This is a genomic window from Nocardia sp. CS682, from assembly GCF_004634405.1.
Lineage (GTDB): Bacteria > Actinomycetota > Actinomycetes > Mycobacteriales > Mycobacteriaceae > Nocardia > Nocardia ninae.
This window is the reverse complement of the sequence record NZ_CP029710.1, coordinates 902,133-920,900: the sequence shown is the minus strand read 5'-3', so window position 1 is coordinate 920,900 and position 18,768 is coordinate 902,133. Positions and strand designations below refer to the sequence as shown.

Below are 18,768 nucleotides of genomic sequence, written 5' to 3'. Positions count from 1 at the left end.
GACCGCCGGCCGAGGTCAGCCGGATCACGAGAGGCCGTCCGATGAAGCCACGTCTCGCTGCCGGAAGCTGCGCGCTCGTCGCGGTGCTGATCGCAGTCCTGCTCACCGCGTGTGCGCAGGACCGAGCCGACCCGGCGGTAGTGCATACGACGGGTGGCGTTGTTCGCGGCACGGTGCACTCCGGCCATCGTCTCTTTCAGGGGATTCCGTTCGCGCAGCCCCCTGTCGACGAATTGCGTTGGCAGCCACCGCGACCCGCACCGGCCTGGACGGGGGAGCGAGACGCGACCACGCCAGGCTCGTTGTGCATGCAGAATCCGGCCGATCCGTCCGAGGGACCGCAATCCGAGGACTGCCTCTACCTCAACGTCACTACGCCGGCAGCGAAACCCACCCGTCCGCGACCGGTAATGGTGTGGTTGCACGGCGGCGGTTTCTATCAGGGCAACGCGGCCGAGTACGGCGCGGCCCGGCTGGCGAGCCAGGGTGACGTGGTCGTGGTGACCGCCAACTATCGCCTCGGCGTCTTCGGCTTCCTGCGCCTACCCGGCATGGCCGACGGCGGCACGTTCGGACTCCAGGACCAGCAACTCGCCCTGCGCTGGGCCGCGGCCAACGCGGCGGCATTCGGCGGCGATCCCGGCAATATCACCCTGTTCGGCGAGTCGGCCGGCGCGATGAGCACCTGCGTGCAGCTCACTTCGCCCGGTGCGACCGGTCTGTTCCACAAGGCCATCATGCAGAGCGGGACTTGCATGTCGGAGTGGCCGCCCTACGCCGCCGACGGAACCGGCAGCACCGCGTTCGATACTCCGGCATACGCCGAACAGCAGGGTCGCGTATTGTCCGAGAGCGTCGGCTGCCCGCCGGAGGGCGCCGACCTCACCTGCCTCCGGCGTGCCCTGGCCGACCGATTGCTGGCGGGCCAGACACAGTTCAGCCCCAGCTACGGCAACGCACTGCTACCCGAACACCCGGCAATCGCGTTGCGCGAGGGCCGATTCGCGCGCATGCCGATCATCCTGGGCAACAATCGCGACGAGGCACGCGTGTCGGTCGTCGGTACGGTGCCGTCACCATTGACCGCGGCCGAATACCGGCGAGTGCTCGACGCCGACTTCGGCAGCCACGCCGCCGCCGTGGCCGCCGCCTATCCCGCGCAGTCCGGCGACAACGCGAACACGCTGGCCCAGCTCAACACCGATCGCACGTGGGCGTACCCGACCAGGAACGCACGCGACGCCCTGGCCCGGTCGGCCACCGTCTTCGCCTACGAGTTCGCCGACCCGGCGCCACCGCAGTTCACGGACCTGCCCGCCGCAGCATTTCCGTACGGCGCCTACCACGGCTCCGAATTGGCTTACCTGTTCGACCTGCCCGGTCTGGCGCGCGGCCTCGATGACGCGCAACGCGAGCTCGCCGATGCGATGATCGACTACTGGTCGGCGTTCGCGCACGGCGGTGTGCCCGCTGTCCCGAACCGGCCCGCGTGGGCACCGGTCGCGGGGGAGCGGCCGTTCGTCCAGTCGCTGGCCCCCGGGCCGGGCGGGATCGGACCCACCGACTTCGACGCCGGACACCACATCGACTTCTGGAATCGCCTCGAACACCGGTGACGCAATCCGGTGCTCCGAACCGCCAACGGCCCTATCGGGAAGGTGCTCGATGAATGAGGAAAAAGAACTCGCGCCCAACACAACTCGGTCGCGGTGGGGCAAGCGGCGACTGCTGACGATCACCGCCGGAGTGCTCACGCTCGGCTTGGTGGCCTGGCTCGCGGTCCGCGACACCTCCCCGGTCGGCCACTTCACTTCCGCGGCGGGCCACGACCGATTCTTCGACGCTTACACGCGTGCGATGCGCGACTTGCCTGCACCGAACGCGACACTCGATCTGCGGACCGACTACGGCGTGGTCCGGGTGTACCGCTTCGACGGCGCCGACCCGACCGCGCCCCCACTGGTGCTGCTGCCCGGACGCGCCGCCGCCACCCCGATGTGGGCGGACAACCTGCCGACGCTGACCAAGCTGCGCACCGTCTACGCCATCGACCTGCTCGGTGAACCCGGCGCGAGCATCCAGACCCGCCCGATCGAGCACGATGACGACCAAGCGCGCTGGCTGCACCAGGCCCTGCGGCAGTTGCCCGAGAAACAGCTGTACCTGCTCGGGGTCTCGATCGGCGGCTGGACGGCCACCAATCTCGCCATCCGGCAACCGGACAAGATTGCCGGCGTCATCCTGCTGGATCCGGCGATGACGTTCGCGGGCATGCCCTTTCGCACGATCATCCGGTCGATACCGGCCTCCGTGCGCTGGTCCCCGAAGAGCTGGCGCGACGACTTCAACAGCTGGACCGCGGGCGGCGCGCCGGTCGAGGATGTCCCCGTCGCGGACATGATCGAGGCCGGCATGCAGACCTACGCGCTGCACCTGCCCGCGCCGACGGAGTTCTCCGATGACCAGCTGAAGAGCCTGAAGATGCCCATCCTGGTCTTGCTGGCGGGCCGGTCGGTGATGCACGACAGCGCGGCGGCGGCTCGGCGGGCCGAGTCCGTGCTCGCCGACGCCACCGTGCGGGTCTACCCGGACGCCTCACACGCGATCAACGGTGAGTATCCCGACGAGATCGCCTCCGCCACAGCCGCATTCCTCGAGCGAGCGCGCTGACAGCGCGAAAAGGCCCGGAACCAGGGCGGTTCCGGGCCTTTGGCGTCAGCCCGCGAGATCCCCTTTCACGTCAGCCCGCGAGATCCAGATCGGACAGCTTCGGACTCCCCCTACCGACACGTTCGCAGGACAGTCCCGCGAGGTGCAGGACCAGCGGGTCCAGGTGATTGCGGGCGTCGATCACCGAGCGGCCGACCAGCAAGCCCGCCATCCGCTTCCAGTCCAGGTCGCGGAACTCGGGCCATTCGGTGAGCACCATGATCGCGGCCGAACCGTGTGCCGCGTGGTACGCGGTCTCCATGACCCGCAGGCCATCGGTGCTGCCCGGTACCGCTTTCCGGACGCTGGGGTCGTAAGCGCGTAAGTCCGCGCCCTCGGCGACCAGCCGCTGCGCGATCGCCAACGCCGGCGAATCCCGCAGATCATCGGTGCCCGCCTTGAACGTCAACCCCAGCATGCCGATTCGGACCCCCGCCAAGCCGCCGCCGACCGCATGGCGAACCTTGTCCACCACCAGCTCGTGCTGCCGGGTATTGGTGTCGATGGCGGCCCGCAGCAGCGGGAACTCACAACCGACGGTCTGCGCCGACCGCAACAGCGCCACCGTGTCCTTGGGCAGGCAGGACCCGCCCCACCCCGGCCCGGGGCGCAGGAATTCCTTGCCGATCCGCTGGTCGTACCCCATGCCCGTGGTCACGTCGCTGATGTCCGCGCCGAGATACTCGCACAACTCGGCGATGGCGTTCACATAGGACAGGCGAGTGGCCAGGTAGCAGTTGGCCGCGTACTTGATCATCTCCGCGCTCGCCGATCCGGTCAGCAGAACCGGCGCGTCGAGCCGCCGGTACAGTGCGGCAACACGTTCGGCGGAGTCCGGATCGTCGGCACCGACCACGATCCGATCGGGATTCAGGAAGTCGTAGATCGCGGACCCTTCCCGGAGGAACTCCGGGTTGGACACGACCGTGACATCCTCGCGGCCGATCAGATCGTTGATCCGCACCGCGGTACCCACCGGCACCGTCGACTTGTTCACCACGACACAACCGGGCAGCAGCTGGTGCCGCAACTCCGCCACGACGGACTCGAGCGTGCTCAGATTCGCCGCTCCATCGCGCCCCATCGGTGTCGGGACACACAGGATGACGAACTCGGCCTCGGCGACCGCCGCGCCGGCGCCGAGCACGAAATTCAGTCGCCCGGCGGCCAATCCGTCCACGACGAGCTCGCACATGCCCGGTTCCGCGATGGTGGATTCACCGCCGGACAATGTCTTCACCTTCGCCGGATCGACATCCGCGCAGATCACTCGATGGCCAAGCGAAGCCAGGCACACCGCCGTCGTCAGTCCGACGTAGCCGGCGCCGACCACGGCGACAGTTGTATTGAACACAGCATTCATCTCCTTGTACTTCTCACCTCCCAGCACCGAGCAGTGAACGAGTGACACGCGGGGCATGCGGGCAGAGAAAATCTCACGAACTAAGGGGTAAAGCGGAGTACGGACGGGCGAGCTCAGAGCGGAATGGCTCGAATGCCCTTGAACGGAGCCTCTTTTCCGAGATAGTCGACGGTTTCGAACAAACCGACCGCGTCCATCGGGAATCGGGCACCGGCCTCGGCGGCGAAGATGCACGGCTGGATCGTCTTGCGTTCCGAGGCGCCGGAGCCACCGCTCTTGCGAATGTGCTTGTGCGTGTGGATCAGGATCGGCATGAACCCGCCGCCGAGGAACGAACCGTTCTGCAGGATGGCACCGCCGACGCAGTCGATCACCAAACCCTTGCCGAGAATGGAATCGCGACCCTGGTAGTAGTAGGACGGTGTCGCGAGGGTGCCGTGTTCGACGTGGAAGACACCGGCCGAGAGGCCGATGATCGAGCGGCCGCTGATCCGCAGCACGGATTTGTAGAAGTCCACCAGGATCGGTCGGACCTTGGCGTCGGGCAGTTTGAACTCCGGGCACAGCAGGACGATGCGCATCAGCTCCGCGAGGGTGATCCCGGCGCCGTCCGGACCGGGAAACTCCTGGTCCCAGGGCACCAGGTAGTCCGACGGGGCGATCATGGTCGTGCCCGCATCTTCCACGATCAGCCGTTCCGCGTCCGACGTCGCGGCCGGCACCCGGGTGTGCCCGAGCACCCGCCCGGCGAGCAGGTACCGGCTCTCCAGAGTCTTGGCCTTGCTCGCGGTGATCAGCAGGTCGATCCGCGCCTCGGCGGTGTCCGGAATGGTGAACAGGTGATCGATGCCGTCGGTCGGCACGTTGATCTTCGCCTCGAGACTGCGCGCGGGCAGCGGCTCGTAGGAGTCCACGACCTCCTGGAATGCGCCGGCGAACTCGCCGAGCCCGAGCCGAACCAGTTCCTCGGCAGCGTGCGCTCGATAGTCGTAGGGGATGGACATCGAGGTCGACAGCACGACGCCGGCCAGCAGGGCCCGGTGCCGATCGTCGTCCAGCGACTCCGCGGCCAGTTCCAGCGACAGATACGCCGACCGTTCGCCGGGCCGGTGCACCCAGCTCACGGTGTAGGGGTGTTCGAATCGGCAAGCCTGCGCGAACAAGTCGTACGCGGACTCCTCGGATTTGATCTCGGTCGCGATCCGTGTGCGGGCCGACTCCACATCCGTGACCTCGGGCAGCATGTCGGGGGCAACGCGCAGCAGTGTCGAAACTTCCTCGAAGGTTTGCATGGTGAATCTCTTTCAATCGTGCGAATTGATCGCGTTTTCTAAACTTTTATGAACTGACCGCCGAGGTCTGCCATGAACTGATGCTCCGGCAGCCGCAGCGGGGGAGTGGATACCGCAGTGCGGCACAATAGATCCAACTGGATGAGCAGCGCCTCCTTGAAATGGTTTCCGGAGACCGTGAACCGATGCTGCGACGCGGCATCGCGGATATGGACGGCGTGTTCGTTCTTGTAGTCGACCGCCACGCCGTAATGCGGTTCGAATACCAGGGTCACGTGTCTGCCGGAGGCGAACTCCACGTCCGCGAAGCGGTAGCGCAACTCGTCGCCGTAGGGGATCAGTGCACGCTGGATGTGGTCCTTCGCGACATCTCCGGAGAAGGCGAAACCGGCCAGGTCCGCGAACCCGATCACGCCTTTGGACGAGGCGTAGATTTCGACCTCGGGCAAACCCGGTATCGACGTGCACACCCGCATCTCCGGTGTCACCGAGATCGGTACCGTGCGCAGGTAGGTCTGATACTGGTCGGCCGGCAGGACCGAACGCAGAATGCTCAGCATGTGGAAGAACTCGTAACCTGGCTCGCCGTACTCGGTGTCGACGAACCTGCCGTTCGCGACGTCGCGCTCCCGGTTCTTGGTGAACTCGATCGTGATCTTCCTGATCTCATCCGATGCGCGGAACCGCCGCACCGACTCGGTGAAGCGCCGTACCGCCGCGCTGTAGGCGTAGACGTCGTTGACGACGATCCGCGCGCGCGGATACCGCCGGACCAGGCGCGTCAGATCGGCGAATTCCGTTGGGTAGCATGCCGGCTTCTCGAGCAGAATGCGGGCGTCCCGTTGGTAACTCAGTACCTCGCCGAGTACCGGCAGATGCGTGGCGGTCGGCGTGGCGACGACCCACGCCGCCACCTCCGCCGGGTCGGGTACCAGCGCCAATCGGTCGAAGTTCGCCGCAGCCTTCTGGTCGACGGTGCTGACCTGGTGACCCGCCTGCGCGAAGTACGCGGCGTGCCGTGCGCCGATCATTCCGGCGCCGATGACAACGATGCGCATGTCAGGCCGCCCTGGCGCGAAGCGCGTACTCGGCGGCGTGCGTTCCGGCCGCACGGCCGAGCACCGCACCGGCCATTAGCCCGGTGCCCGCTGGATAGCCTTGGTCATACAGTCCGCCGACGATTACGCCGGCCGCATACAGTCCGTCGATCGGCTCGCCACCGCCGCGAACCTCGGCGTTTTCCGTCACCGAGAGCCCGCCGTAGGTGAAGGTCAATCCGGAGACCACCGGAACAAAAAGGAACGGCGGCGCGTCGAGATGGGTGACCGCTTGCGGGTCACTGTTCAGGCGTTTCACCTCATCGAGCAGCTGGCCGCCGTCGATGCCGAGTTGCCGGGCGCCGTCCTCCAGGGTCGGGGTGATGATGGACGCGGGGTCGCTGAAATAGCTGTCCGGCAGCAGCCCGGCATTGATGACCTTGCTGTCGAAGATCTGGTAGGCGATCTTGCCCGGCTGGTCCATGATCTTCTGCCCGAGCGTGACGTAGGCCAGATTGCTGTATTCGGCGCACTCGTCGAAGAATCGGCGTCCGGATCGGTTGACGACGATGCCGTGCGGAAAGGCGTAGCGCGTCAGCTCATGCGACCTCGACATCTGCCCTGGCAACAGGTAACTCGGCAGCCCGATGCCTTGCGGCGTCGTGTGACATTTTCGCCAGTTGCCCGCGGTATCCGCGCCGACCGCGATGGCCGCCGCCAGCGGAAGTCCGTCGTTGAACGGCACGCCGCGCAGTTTCACCTCTCGCCACGGATCACCGAGGTGGTGTCCGCGCATCTGCGCGTTTCCCTCGAATCCGCCGGAGGCGAGGATCAGCGCATCGCAGACGACGGGGAACGCCGGGCCGGAACCATGCAGGCGGTACTTCCCGCCGACCGGCTCGATGCCGGTCACCGGACTGTCGTAGCAGACGACACCGCCGAGACGTTCGTACTGCTCGAAGTTGCGTTCTTGCATGGCTTGCCCGCCGCCATCGAAAACCACGGGTACGTCGCCGGGCAGCGGATTCTTCCTCGGTACCCACCGCTGGCCGAGGCCGTGCAGCCAAGTAATGGCGTTGTTGGCGCGGTGAATAATGGACTCGATGAGCGCGGCATCGACTTGGCTGCCGGAGACGCGGAGCCAGTCGTCGAGATAGTCGTCCTCGGTGTATTCGCGCCGCCCGGCCAGCAGGTCATCCACGCGGCGGTCGTCCGGCTCGCCGAGCAGGGTGGCGATGTAGGACCGGTCGTGCCAGGGGAATCGCACACTCTTCGTCAAGGCGCTGTTTCCGCCGCGCAGTTCTTTCGGCGCCGACTCGAGTACGGCGACCGAATTCACGCCGGCCTGCAACGCTGCTATTCCCGCACAGAGACCCGCATTGCCTGCCCCGACAACAACGACCTGCCATTCAGGTGGCATACTTTTCTGGGCATTCATTCAGGACCCTCCTTTAGGTGAATTCCCCTGGGGCAGTAGGCGGCATCGCCGAATAGCCCGTAAGCGCCGTGAGACGCACGTCTTCTGCTCGAGTGGGGATGGGCTGTTGCTCGCGGACCGCAATGTGCGCGGGCGGGCCCATCGTGGGTGAACCGATGACCGGGGTGGATATCCGTGGTCCAGCGGGCGCGGTTCCGTCGGGGAGTTCGAGATCCCTCCGACATCCGAGCTCCGGCGGGGCGGATGGCAGCGGCGTTTGGTCGTTTCAGTCTTGCGGCGGGCGCTGCGGCCCGACAAGCGTTCGCGCTGTTCAGGCCGTGTTCGGGACACATCGGGCATGTTCGTGAACGTGCTCGAACATCCATCGGCCGCCTCGGCTTGCCCCGGCTACCAGCACCGACGCCCGGTTCCGGCAGCCGCGGTTCCGGCGTTGCACACCCCTTGTCCGAATCCGGGCGTGAACGAACGTTCGGCCCGGCTCTGGCCGCTCGTACTCGACAAGTACGTGTGAAAAACGGTGCCGGACAACGCTATGTAGGTAGCCCCGAATGGGGGGTCTTGGAAACACAAGTGGTGCACTGAATTTGAGCAACAGCAAGTACCTGCTACTAGGCACTTCAGTGCAATCTGTTGTGCTCCAATCGGTTCGGGACGTTAGAGACGGTCGAAGTTGGGTATACCGATTCGAAAAACTTCTGCCATGCTGGAGGCTATGGAGCGCGAGGAGGGGGAACCCGCCCTATCGTCGACCTACCTACCCGAGCCGGAAGGGGTCGGTTCTCCCACGGAGTTCATCACCGCATTGCGGCTGTTGAAGGCATGGTCGGGGTTGGCTTACCGGCAATTGGAGGGCAAGGCCGCGGCGTCCGGCGATGTGCTTCCGTCCAGCACGATCGCGACCACGCTGGGGCGCGACACCTTGCCCAGGGAACGATTCGTCATCGCGTTCACCCACGCCTGTGGCTTGGACGACGACCAGGTGAAGAAGTGGCTCGATGCCCGCAGGCGGATCGCGGTGCTGGATCAGTCGCAGCAGGTCAGGGCAGTCGCCGAGAGTGTTCCCGCCGACGAGCCGGACTCGGTCGTAGCGACCTCGGAAGACCGGCCGGGACGGCGTCTTTCGCGCTGGTGGCAGTTCGTCAACCTCGCGGTGGCCGTGGTACTCGGCGTCGCGGTCACCCTGAGTGTGCAGGATCTCGTGTTGCACAACCGCGACGACACGGTGCCCACGGCGAGTCAGCCGGTGGCGGGCTTGGCGCTCGCCGATGTGGGGAGTTGGGTACGCATCCAACCTGCCCGTACGCCGGAACTGTGCCTGGCCGAGGGGCGCGACCGTACTCAGCGTTATCCGACCGCCATTGCGGCCCAGCGCCCCTGCACGCAGTCGTCGCCGCGCGTCTACCTCGACCCGATCGACGAGGGCGTGGTGCAAATCCAGTGGCACCACGCGAAATACGGCATCGGCTGTCTCACCGTCCTGGTCGAGGGGCCGGGCGACAATTTGCTGGAGCCACGGGACGACTGCGCCGACGACAACCCCGCCCAGCAGTTCCGGATAGAGCCGACGGGTCCGACGACCGCGGCACGCTTTCGCATCCGCACTACCGCCACCAACCACTGCCTGGCGCTACGTGACCAGGACACCGTCGACGGCGCGGAGATCGTGCAGGGCAGATGTTCCGGCGCCCGAGACCAGGAATTCCTGATCCACCTGATTCCGCCCGCATAGCCGAGCGGTTGCGGTAGCCGGACTGAAACCCGGCCTCGCGCAGCGGATTACGGCTGCACACCGGCGCGCCAGCGCGCCGTCTCCCGCCCGATCTCGGTGACCGGCGGCTCGTCGTAGAGCCATTCCCTGGCGATCCGGTGCCAGTTGTTGGTGATCTCTAATTGGCCGAGCGCGGCGAAGGTGAACAGGTCGGACCGGCGAGAGAACACATGCTCGGGGGGTAGTCGCTGCTGTCGCATACCGCGGAATTCCCCGGCCCTCGGGTCGACGGCGAGAATCAAAGCGCCAGTGGCGAGTTCGGGCGTGATGGTGATCTCCTCGTCGACCAGATGCCAGCCGGCGGCCGCCCACACATACTCCAGGCATTCCTGCGCGGTGACACCCGACTGCGGGTCGACGATGCCGCGCTGGACCCACATGTCGTACAGATCGTCGCCGCGGTACTCGCCCGCGGCCCGCAGGCACGCCCGCTCCAGCTCGACGTGCACCGGGTCCATGCTGTGGTATAGCCCGAAATCCACGAAACCGAGCTTGCCGTCCGCCGCGAGCATGACATTGCCTGGATGCGGATCACCGCAGAACTCGAAGTCCGCGAAGAGCGAACTTATGTAGAAACGATAGATCAGCTCGCCGATCCGATTGCGTTCCGCGTCCGGCAGCACCCTGATCCGTTGGTACGGTTCACCTTCGAGAAACTCGGTCACCAAAACATGTGGCCCGCAATATTCTTCGATGCTGTCCGGGACCGTGACGAACGGATGGTCCCGGTAGCGCCCGGCAACCCGGTGCTGGGTCCGCGCCTCGCGCACGTAGTCGAGCTCGCTGCCGATGTTGCGCGCGATCTCGTCGAGCACGTCGGTGTCGGCCGCGCTCGGCAACATGGACTTCCACAGCCTGCTGAACGTCGCCAGATTGCGCATGTCCGCTTCGACGGCGTCGTCCACACCCGGATATTTGACCTTGACCGCGACCGCGCGCCCGTCGTGCAGCCGGGCCCGATACACCTGACCGATCGATGCCGCGGCGATCGGCGTCTCGTCGAAGTCGGCGAACACGCGCGCCATCGGCCCGAGATCGTCCTCGATCACCGTCCGCATAGCCGGGAACGCCACGGTCGGTGCTTGATCGCGCAGCTCGGCAAGCTTGACCCGGAACATTTCCCGGTGCGCTTCCGGCAGCAGGTCCACGTCGAGCACCGACAGCATCTGGCCCAGCTTCATCGCCGCGCCCTTCAATCCGCCCAGCACGGTGACGAGTTGTTGCGCCGCTTGCAAAGTCGACCGTTCGGCGAGCACCTGCCGCGCCTGTTCGGTGCGCCCGATCATCGACAACCGCGTGCCCATCCCGCGCAGCGCCTGGCCCGCCGCCAATCGGCCGAGCTTGCTCCCGCGCGCGAGACGACCTTTCGGCACCCGATCGCCCACTGTCGTACCTCCATCGGCCTACCGGCCGCTCGTCGCGGTGGCATCACTCTCGCACATTCGGCGCCCGGACTAAACTGAGCAAAGCTCATTTCGAAGGAGTACGCGATGCCGCCGAAAGCTGTGGGTCAGCGCCGCCGTCCCACGCAGGAACGGGCCAAGGCGACCCGCGAGCACATCCTGGACACCGCCGCGCAGCTGTTCGGCGAACGCGGCATCGCCAATACCTCGACCAACCGGATCGCGGCGGCGGCCGGGGTGAGCATCGGCACGGTCTACCGGTATTTCGCCGACCGCTCGGTCATGGTCGAAGAACTGCTGCGGCGCCTGCTGGAGAACATCGAACAACGGTTCTCCCAGCGGGTATTCGGCCTCGGCGAGAAGCCGAGCGTCGAGGTGATCACCGGGATCCTGGAGGTCATCGCCGACGAGCTGGTGGAGAACGCCCAGCTGGTGCGGGCACTGGTCGCGGGCGTGCAGTTCTACAGCAGCGGGATCCCCGAATTCGAACCACGGCTGCGGCTGCTGGTGAAGGTGATGGTGATCCAAATGCTCGGTCCCGGCGACGATCACGAGTACGACGTGATGACCTTCGTCATCATCAACACCGGCTTCGCGGCGGTGCTGCGGGCGACGGCGCTGGAGGTGGACAGCGCGGCGCGGGCGGAGGCGCTGCAGATGACGGCACGGATGATCGCGGCGTGGGTCGACGTGGAGACCCGAGCGGTGCGCGCCAAAAAGTGAGCACCTCGCTATCTACTGCCGAGGTCGTCGGTACGCGGGCCGGGTGTTGATTCGGTATCTCACCTGGTGAGCGGGCCAGAATGCCTTCGGCGACGAGCGCCGAAAGAGGAGTAGAAGGTGAGCCCGCGCTCGGTTTACCGTTGCTTCCACATAGCAAGAGCCCGATAACAGCGAAGTTCTCGGCCGTGGCAGACGCTCAGTTGCTTGCCGACGGCCCCCGTCGCTGCGGTTCACGGCAGACAAGGAGGCCACCGGTGACGATCGAAAGTCTCGACCGACCCGAGCTCGGTGTGCTCGAGCGACAGATTTCCGCGACGGCGCGCGATCTCGATGAACTGACCCGCGCGGTGCTCGACCACGTCGCGGCGTCCGGGCCGTTGCCCGCGGCCGCGCTGCACGGCGAGGTCAAGGTCGTGGTCCGGATCTGCCTCGGCTGGCTGATCCAGCGGTTGAACGGGCACCCGGTGCGCGCCGCGACCGACGGGCTCGAAGCCGCGGCGGCAGGCTGTGCCCGTGCCGGTGTTCCCGTCGATACGGTGCTGCACGCCGTCAACGTGGGCTGCAAGATGGGACTGGACCTGATCGCGCGTTCCGGTCCGGCGGACACCCTCGGCGTCGTCACCGGCATGGGCCGGGTCGTCGAACTGTCCAAGCTGGTGACCGCCGCCGTGTGCAAAGCCTATGTGCGCGAACACAAAGCCGACGCGGTCGAACACCACACGGCCACACACAACTTGACCTCGGTGCTGCTCGGCGGTCAGCCGATTCCACCCGAAATGCGTTTCGCCGCCGAGTATTTCGTGCTCGCCATCGCACTGCCCGCGCACCCCGACGAAAGCCGTCCCGGTCTCGACCGTCAGGTAGTCGCGCGGCGCAAATTGCGCCGCCTGCAATCAGCGCTCGCGACGCTGCTCGGTGGCGAGGCGCTGTCGCTGCTGTCCGTCGACGGCGGAACCGTGCTCGTGCCGACTACCGCGCGGACCGACGCCGAACTCGATGGCCTGGTACAGGCTTTGGCCGAGGCGGCGTGCGTGCCGATCACTGCCACCGTGGTGACCGCCCGCCCCGACCAGGTGTCCACCGCGGCGCGTCAAGCCCACGAACTCCTCGATACGGCGCAACGCATGGGACTGGAGCCCGGTGTGCACCGCTTCGCCGAATTGGCGCTGCAACACCAACTCAGCCGCCCCGGTGTCGCCCGCGACCTGCTCGGCAACCACCTCGCGCCGCTGGACGACCACCCCGAATTGCGCGAGACCTTGCAGATCTACATCGAGACCGACCTGAGCAGGCTGCGGTCGGCCGAACGCCTCGGCATCCACCCGAACACCGTCGACTACCGCCTCCGCCGCATCGGCGAGCTCACCGGTTTCGACCCGGCCCGAGCCAGCGGAGTGTGGTACCTGCGTTCGGCATTGGTCGCCCGGATGGGTGCCGCGCACGGTCGGCGGCGTTCGCAATAGCTCGGTCGCGCCGACTCGGTGTGGGGGCCAACGGGTTACGTTGACCCCCGATCGAGTTCAGTGGGCTATTGCAAGGTTTGGATAGTTCCGGCGGAGCGCTGAGCTTCGTAGTAGGTACCGCCGGGGTAGTAATCGGCGGTTGTCGAGCCGGTGACGAAGTCGCCCGCCCACGCGGTGGCTAGCGTTTGCAGGGCCGAGACGTTCTTCGCCTGCGGTGTGCCGCAAGCGATCTTGTCCGGGCCGGGTGCGCTCGAGGCCTCCACATCGATATGTGATCCGGTGGTGAGCCGGACCCCCAGGAAAGGCCGGGAGATCTGCCCGAGTAATTCCTTCGTTCCGTTACCGTCGCGGTTGCAGCTGTACGGGGGAGCGGAGATGGCCAGGATCGGCAACGAAGTATTACTCAGGTGATTGAGCGAACTGCTGAGGTTGTTGCCGACGAAACTCTTCGCGGGGTCGAACAGAATGAGCCCGCGGACTGCGGCGAAAGCGGCCGCATAATCCGACCGCAGCACCTGGGTGACATACGGTACGGCCTCACCGGCCGCGGAATGCCCGGCGAACACCATGGCCTTCGGGAGCGCCAGATCGGGCCGCCCCGCCTTCTTCTTCGCGTCGGCGAAGCTGCGGCCGAGTTTGTCGCCGGGGTCGGCGGCCTTGCCGAACAGATCGGCCACGTTGTGCAGGAAATTGGTGTTGTTGCCCAGGTTTTCCAGCGTGCAGCCGAAGATGTTGGCGGTGGGCAGGGTCGGGGCGAAGACCAGAAAGCCTTGCGCGGCAAACTTTCTCGCGGTCTCGTCGACCGCGTCGTTGGAACTGGCGAAGCCATGCTGCAACCAGAGCAGTGCCTTGGGGGCACCTGCGGGGAAGTACCAGTCGCTGCTCTGGCGCAGCATGGTGAATGCGCAACGGACTTCGACGGTATTTTCCACCTTGGCCGCGGCCGATTCGGCGCGTGCGGTGGGAATGGTGAATGCGGTGGCGGCGGCGATCAGGCCGATGGCGACCAGCAGACGTTGGATGATAGCCAACGTGACTCCTGTGTTTCACTGTGAGAAACGGTGTTTCGTGTCTCGGAAGATAAATTTGGGGCCGCCGACCCCGCTGGGTCAAGGGCGCGGACCGAAAGGAGTTGGTCCGTTGTCCATTTCGGTTCGGCGCGGAATCGTTCCTCCTTGGCCACCGTCGATCGGCGCGCCGCTGGTCCGGGCCTCGAACAACGCTGAGGGGCAACGGCATTGCGGGCCGAACAGACGCCGGGATTCTGGCTAGGGGGCTGGACGACAGGCTGGTCGAATCAGCCGTTCTGCCGCCGCGCGACGGCGTCGAGCCAGTCGCCGATCATGTCGGCGGTTTCGGCGATCAGGAGATCGCGGTTGAGATCCGGGGTGGGGCCGAGTGCGAACCGCAAGCAGGCGGCCAGTCCGGCGTTGACCATCACGAAAGCTCTGACCTCGAGTTCTTGCGGTGGTGTCGGGCCGAGTCGGTGTAGCAGATAAGCCCTGGTGAGCAGGAGTAGGCGGCGTTCGAGGTCGGGCAGGCCGACGCCGTGCGCGGTGGTGTCGGCGGCGAGTGCCCGGACCAGGCCCTCTCGTTCGGACACCACATCCAGCACCGCGGTGAGGCTGTTCGCCACCGCCTCGCGCGGCGTGACGGTCACGCCGGTCACCACGGTTTCGGCGAAGCGCTCCTCCAATTCGGTGAGCAGCTCGGCGCGGAGCACCTCGATGATGGCGTTCTTGTCGGCGAAATAGCGGTAGAGCGATCCGATGCTGATGCCCGCTTGCGCGGCGATGTGATTGGTCGACGTCTCGGCAATGCCGCGTTCGGCAAAAAGCTGAGCAGCGCTGGCCACGATGTGGTCGCGGGTTTCCCGGGAACGCGCTTGCTGTGGCCGTTTTCGCTGATCAGAGCGGTCGTTCGTAGCCATCGGGCGGCCGTCGCAAACTGGAGTAGAAGGTGAGCATTTACTCAACTTACAGTCTATTCATGACGATCGACGCCGAACGGGCCCCCGCGGAGTTCCGATACTGGGCCCGCATCACCGATCCGCGCGTACAGCGGATGCGTCGGCTGATCCGGCGCGTCGCACGATTCGATCCGCAACCGGACGCGGAGCTGGTCCGGAATTTCGCCGCCGCCTACTATCAGGCCGACCCTGTCGCCGAGGCCTTCGTCGACGAGGTGTACCTGGGCGATCTCGGCCCCAAGGCCGGCCGGGCAATGCTCGATCAAGCCCTCACTCACGGCATCGACGCGGTTCCCGACGCACCGCGCTCGCTGATTCGCCTGTTCGAGGAGTTCGACACCGCGCCACCCTGGTTGGACCAAGACCTGGTGGACCTCGGCGCCCGAGTCTTCCGCCGTTGGGGCACATCGGTATTCAGCTTCGCCACGACGAGCACCCTCGAAATGTACTCGGAGAGCTCTATCGCCAAACCGCTGTCCTACACCGGCGGCTACGCCGGCGAACGCGCCCACAAGCGGCAGCTCGAAACCGTCCGATTCTGGATCGACGTCTCCGACGCAGGCGGCCTGGCACCCGGCGCCCGAGGACGCCAGACCGCGATGCGAGTACGGATCATGCACGTGTTCATCCGGCGCAAACTGATGCAACGCCCCGAATGGGACCTCGATGCCTGGGGTGTGCCGATCAGCGTCGGCGACGCAACCCTCACGCTGATGGCAGGCAGCGTCGTACCCGGCCTGGCGCTCTGGAGCCTGGGCTACCAGACCACCATCCGCGAGATCGAAGCGACCATGCACTTCTGGCGCTACGTCGGCCACCTCCTCGGCGTCCAACCCGACTGGTACCCCACCGATTTCAAGGAGGGCGCCCAGCTGATGTTCGCCGCGATGGTCAAGCGTGCCAACACCGCAGGCACCGACGGCGCCGAACTGGTGGAGTCCTACCTCCCCGCCTTCGCCCCGAAACCCGGCACCCCCTGGCGCAAACGCCTCCGCGACGAAATCAACTACCGCATCCAAATCGGCTACACCGCCGTCTGGCTACCTCCGGCCACGTACGCCAAACACGCGATGCCCCAACGCTTCCCATGGATCCTCCACCCCATCGCCCAAGCCCCCCTGATCTTCGCCTGGGAAACCCTGCGCCGCACGATCCCCGGAGTGGACAACCTCACCGACCAGGTCCAGTGCCGACGGCGCGAGGCGTGGTATCGCCACGAGGTCGGGGATCGGCACGCGGAGTTCCGTCCGATCGAGGAATTTCGCCGCTGAAAGTCTGGCGCAGAAGAGTTTCGAAGAACTGCCCATCGGCTTGGTGGGGAACCGATGTCGACGCTACGCGCCGTAGCCGCCGACCTGTCAACCAGTAATATGCGGTTAGGTGGTGTCCCTGGATGCTGCTACTCAGCTCGTGCGTCTGGGGTGCCGCCCGGCAGGTCGGCCAGTGCAACGTACGGTTCGGCAGTCGAAGTGGCCGTTGATTCTCACGAATACTGTTGTGCAGCAATGTGTTCATGACGTTACAAACGGTCGTGCTCGCAAAGGATGATCGATCACAGCGGATGCGGCAAAACCCGAGAGTGGTTGCGGTCCAACGCAGTCTGCTGTTATACAGGAACTGGCTACCTGTAAACGCTACTTAGACGGTATGAGCGAACTTGTGTCGTACGGAGTGACATGCCCGACAACGACAGTGTCTGCGGTGACGGTCCTGTAGTAGCGCCTGTTCGTGACAGCGAAACGTGCGACGAGGTGCGGACGCTACGGCACGGGGCGTTCTGGATCGGCGTGCCGGGACTGTTGACCCTGGCGGTTGTCTATGGGTACGGCCGTTACGGATATGGGCTGTTCTTGCCTCAGCTACAACGCGAATTCGGCGGTAGTGCAGGTGTTTTAGGGGCGATATCCAGCGGCGGCTATGTCGCCGAACTGCTCGTGCTCGTTGTCGTCGCGCGGATGTCCGGCCGCTGCAGTTCCCGCGTTCCGGTCGTGATCGGCGGATTGAGTGCGAGCGTCGGCATGGCACTGATGGCGATAGCGCACAGCATCACGGTGCTGGCAATCGGGGTCGCCCTCGCGGGGACCGCACCAGGCTGGGTGTGGGCTCCGTACTCCGACGCCGTGGCGGCAGCTACTCGTCCCGGTGCACGCCGGCACGCTCTCTCGATGATCAGCGCCGGCACCACCTTCGGAGTGATGGTCGCCGGGCCCGCCGTACTACTGGTCTCCGATTCGGGATGGCGAGCCATCTGGTTGGCAGCCGCCTGTTTCGCGATGTTGGTCACCGCGTGGAACTTTCGTGTGCTGCCCAAGTCGGCGCATCGAATCTCGCTGGACGACACTTCCGGGAGCCCGCCTTGGAGAGGGCTGTTGCGCAGTAGACAACACCGCCGACTACTGACCGCGGCATTCTCTGTCGGCCTCGTTGGTGCGGTCTACTGGTCCTATGGCGGCATCATGGTGGCTGGTGCACACGCCACAGCAAGCGTCAGTGCCCCGTTGTTCTGGAGCCTGATCGGCGTCGCCGGGGTGATCGGCACCGGCACCGGCGCGCTCGTCGCGAAATGGGGCATGCCAACAGTATTTGTCGCCGCTCAAGTATCTACCTTACTGTCCTGCGGCATACTCGCAATTGGCCGCCCGTCGGTTGTCCTTTTCGTTGCGGCGGCCGCGCTCTACGGTTCGGGTTTTATGGTCGCGGGCACCTTGGTGTCGTTGTGGAGTGCCCAGTTGTTTCCCGACCGGCCGACGGCCGGACTCAGCGTGGTCATCATCGCGCTCACGGTCGGTGCCGCGGCCGGACCCGCGGCCTTCGGAGTGCTCGTGGACTTGTTCGACCTCGAGATCGTGTTCGCCGTATTGTCGATAGCGGCAGCGGCGACATTGTGGGTACGTCCGCGCCGAATGGATGTCGATGTCGGGCGTGACCCACTCGATCCGCAGGCGCGACAACCGTGAGCGAATCTTGCAGGAGTGTTCCGATGGAACTGGAACGAGTTGGGGGAAAGCTGTGTTTGGACTTCGCGAACACTGTCGGACCTCGCTACTCGCGGCCGGGCAAGGAGCCGGAAGAATTTCTGCAGAACAGCGGGGACTTCGTGCGCTGGTGCGTGGAGTCCAGCATCATCGCTGCGGGCAGCGTGACCGCGCTCGAGCGTGACGTGACCGACGAATCCGCCGGTCACGTCACGTATTCGTACTGCATCGAGATTCGCGAAGCGATCTATCGGGTCTTCTCGGCTATTGCCGCGTCACACGAACCTCATCCCGGCGACGTTTCGGCCATCTTGTCGAGTTACGCAGCGCTGCTCGATGATGCCGTGCTGCGTGTCGAGCCGGACCGTGCCACGCTGACCTGGCCCGGCATCACTGCCGGAGCGACGCTCGGGCCGATCGTGCTGTCGGCGGTGGATCTACTGCGTGAGGGCTCTTTCGACCGTATACGGCAATGCCCGGGGCACGAGGGTTCCTGTGGCTGGCTCTTCTATGACACCTCGAAGAACAATTCGCGGCGGTGGTGCAGCATGTCGATGTGCGGCGCACACTACAAATCTCATCGTCAGAACGCGCGTAAAAGCACCGCGAGGGTTTAGCCGGCATCCGC

15 protein-coding genes are annotated in these 18,768 nt (G+C 65.7%); 8 read left to right on the top strand and 7 right to left on the bottom strand.

All coding sequences use genetic code 11. From position 1 onward, the window contains the following. Positions 1-41: 41 nt before the first annotated feature. Positions 42-1,616, top strand: coding sequence for a carboxylesterase/lipase family protein (locus DMB37_RS03780; RefSeq protein WP_135231483.1), 1,575 nt, complete (start codon positions 42-44; stop codon positions 1,614-1,616). A 49-nt stretch (positions 1,617-1,665) separates the two neighbouring features. Continuing rightward, positions 1,666-2,670, top strand: a complete 1,005-nt coding sequence (locus DMB37_RS03775) for an alpha/beta fold hydrolase (RefSeq protein WP_135231482.1) — start codon at positions 1,666-1,668, stop codon at positions 2,668-2,670. A gap of 70 nt (positions 2,671-2,740) precedes the next feature. On the opposite strand, the gene DMB37_RS03770 is transcribed toward DMB37_RS03775, so the two are convergent. From DMB37_RS03770 to DMB37_RS03755, 4 genes are all read right to left on the bottom strand, one after another. Next, positions 2,741-4,072 (bottom strand): UDP-glucose/GDP-mannose dehydrogenase family protein, encoded by a 1,332-nt coding sequence (locus DMB37_RS03770; protein ID WP_240772228.1) that lies wholly within the window; start codon positions 4,070-4,072, stop codon positions 2,741-2,743. A gap of 113 nt (positions 4,073-4,185) precedes the next feature. After that, complete coding sequence (locus DMB37_RS03765) at positions 4,186-5,364, bottom strand: hypothetical protein (protein ID WP_135231480.1); 1,179 nt, start codon at positions 5,362-5,364, stop codon at positions 4,186-4,188. 38 nt (positions 5,365-5,402) lie between these two features. Next, positions 5,403-6,422 carry a Gfo/Idh/MocA family oxidoreductase gene (locus DMB37_RS03760; RefSeq protein ID WP_135231479.1) on the bottom strand — a complete coding sequence of 340 codons (1,020 nt, stop codon included), beginning with the start codon at positions 6,420-6,422 and terminating at the stop codon, positions 5,403-5,405. Position 6,423: 1 nt separating this feature from the next. Continuing rightward, the gene (locus DMB37_RS03755; protein ID WP_240772227.1) at positions 6,424-7,839 is read right to left on the bottom strand and encodes an FAD-dependent oxidoreductase; all 1,416 of its coding nucleotides are present in this window, start codon (positions 7,837-7,839) and stop codon (positions 6,424-6,426) included. 700 nt (positions 7,840-8,539) lie between these two features. On the opposite strand from DMB37_RS03755, the gene DMB37_RS03750 reads away from it, so the two are divergent. Continuing rightward, positions 8,540-9,568, top strand: a complete 1,029-nt coding sequence (locus tag DMB37_RS03750) for an RICIN domain-containing protein (protein ID WP_135231478.1) — start codon at positions 8,540-8,542, stop codon at positions 9,566-9,568. 47 nt (positions 9,569-9,615) lie between these two features. On the opposite strand, the gene DMB37_RS03745 is transcribed toward DMB37_RS03750, so the two are convergent. Beyond that, positions 9,616-10,992 (bottom strand): AarF/ABC1/UbiB kinase family protein, encoded by a 1,377-nt coding sequence (locus DMB37_RS03745; RefSeq protein WP_135231477.1) that lies wholly within the window; start codon positions 10,990-10,992, stop codon positions 9,616-9,618. Between the two features lie 105 nt (positions 10,993-11,097). On the opposite strand from DMB37_RS03745, the gene DMB37_RS03740 reads away from it, so the two are divergent. Then, the gene (locus DMB37_RS03740) at positions 11,098-11,733 is read left to right on the top strand and encodes a TetR/AcrR family transcriptional regulator (RefSeq protein ID WP_135231476.1); all 636 of its coding nucleotides are present in this window, start codon (positions 11,098-11,100) and stop codon (positions 11,731-11,733) included. Between the two features lie 254 nt (positions 11,734-11,987). Continuing rightward, a complete protein-coding gene (locus DMB37_RS03735) occupies positions 11,988-13,196 on the top strand; it encodes a CdaR family transcriptional regulator (RefSeq protein WP_135231475.1) in 1,209 nt (402 codons plus the stop codon). A 65-nt stretch (positions 13,197-13,261) separates the two neighbouring features. Here the strand turns inward: DMB37_RS03735 and DMB37_RS03730 are convergent, their stop codons facing one another. After that, entirely contained in the window at positions 13,262-14,227 is a 966-nt protein-coding gene (locus tag DMB37_RS03730) for an alpha/beta hydrolase (protein WP_135231474.1), read from the bottom strand. 266 nt (positions 14,228-14,493) lie between these two features. Further along, positions 14,494-15,126 (bottom strand): TetR/AcrR family transcriptional regulator, encoded by a 633-nt coding sequence (locus tag DMB37_RS03725; protein WP_135231473.1) that lies wholly within the window; start codon positions 15,124-15,126, stop codon positions 14,494-14,496. Between the two features lie 59 nt (positions 15,127-15,185). Here DMB37_RS03725 and DMB37_RS03720 point away from each other — a divergent pair, with 59 nt between their 5' ends. From DMB37_RS03720 to DMB37_RS41195, 3 genes are all read left to right on the top strand, one after another. Next, positions 15,186-16,436: an oxygenase MpaB family protein gene (locus DMB37_RS03720; protein WP_135231472.1), complete on the top strand. Its 1,251-nt coding sequence runs from the start codon at positions 15,186-15,188 to the stop codon at positions 16,434-16,436. A 405-nt stretch (positions 16,437-16,841) separates the two neighbouring features. Beyond that, positions 16,842-18,122, top strand: a complete 1,281-nt coding sequence (locus tag DMB37_RS03715; RefSeq protein WP_135231471.1) for an MFS transporter — start codon at positions 16,842-16,844, stop codon at positions 18,120-18,122. Positions 18,123-18,145: 23 nt separating this feature from the next. After that, a complete protein-coding gene (locus DMB37_RS41195; RefSeq protein ID WP_135231470.1) occupies positions 18,146-18,757 on the top strand; it encodes an ABATE domain-containing protein in 612 nt (203 codons plus the stop codon). Positions 18,758-18,768 lie beyond the last annotated feature (11 nt).

Coding starts and splice junctions, on each gene's coding strand:
- DMB37_RS03780 (WP_135231483.1), top strand. CDS start 42: ATGAAGCCACGTCTCGCTGCCGGAAGCTGCGCGCTCGTCGCGGTGCTG.
- DMB37_RS03775 (WP_135231482.1), top strand. CDS start 1,666: ATGAATGAGGAAAAAGAACTCGCGCCCAACACAACTCGGTCGCGGTGG.
- DMB37_RS03770 (WP_240772228.1), bottom strand. CDS start 4,072: ATGAATGCTGTGTTCAATACAACTGTCGCCGTGGTCGGCGCCGGCTAC.
- DMB37_RS03765 (WP_135231480.1), bottom strand. CDS start 5,364: ATGCAAACCTTCGAGGAAGTTTCGACACTGCTGCGCGTTGCCCCCGAC.
- DMB37_RS03760 (WP_135231479.1), bottom strand. CDS start 6,422: ATGCGCATCGTTGTCATCGGCGCCGGAATGATCGGCGCACGGCACGCC.
- DMB37_RS03755 (WP_240772227.1), bottom strand. CDS start 7,839: ATGAATGCCCAGAAAAGTATGCCACCTGAATGGCAGGTCGTTGTTGTC.
- DMB37_RS03750 (WP_135231478.1), top strand. CDS start 8,540: ATGCTGGAGGCTATGGAGCGCGAGGAGGGGGAACCCGCCCTATCGTCG.
- DMB37_RS03740 (WP_135231476.1), top strand. CDS start 11,098: ATGCCGCCGAAAGCTGTGGGTCAGCGCCGCCGTCCCACGCAGGAACGG.
- DMB37_RS03725 (WP_135231473.1), bottom strand. CDS start 15,126: ATGGCTACGAACGACCGCTCTGATCAGCGAAAACGGCCACAGCAAGCG.
- DMB37_RS03720 (WP_135231472.1), top strand. CDS start 15,186: ATGACGATCGACGCCGAACGGGCCCCCGCGGAGTTCCGATACTGGGCC.
- DMB37_RS03715 (WP_135231471.1), top strand. CDS start 16,842: ATGCCCGACAACGACAGTGTCTGCGGTGACGGTCCTGTAGTAGCGCCT.
- DMB37_RS41195 (WP_135231470.1), top strand. CDS start 18,146: ATGGAACTGGAACGAGTTGGGGGAAAGCTGTGTTTGGACTTCGCGAAC.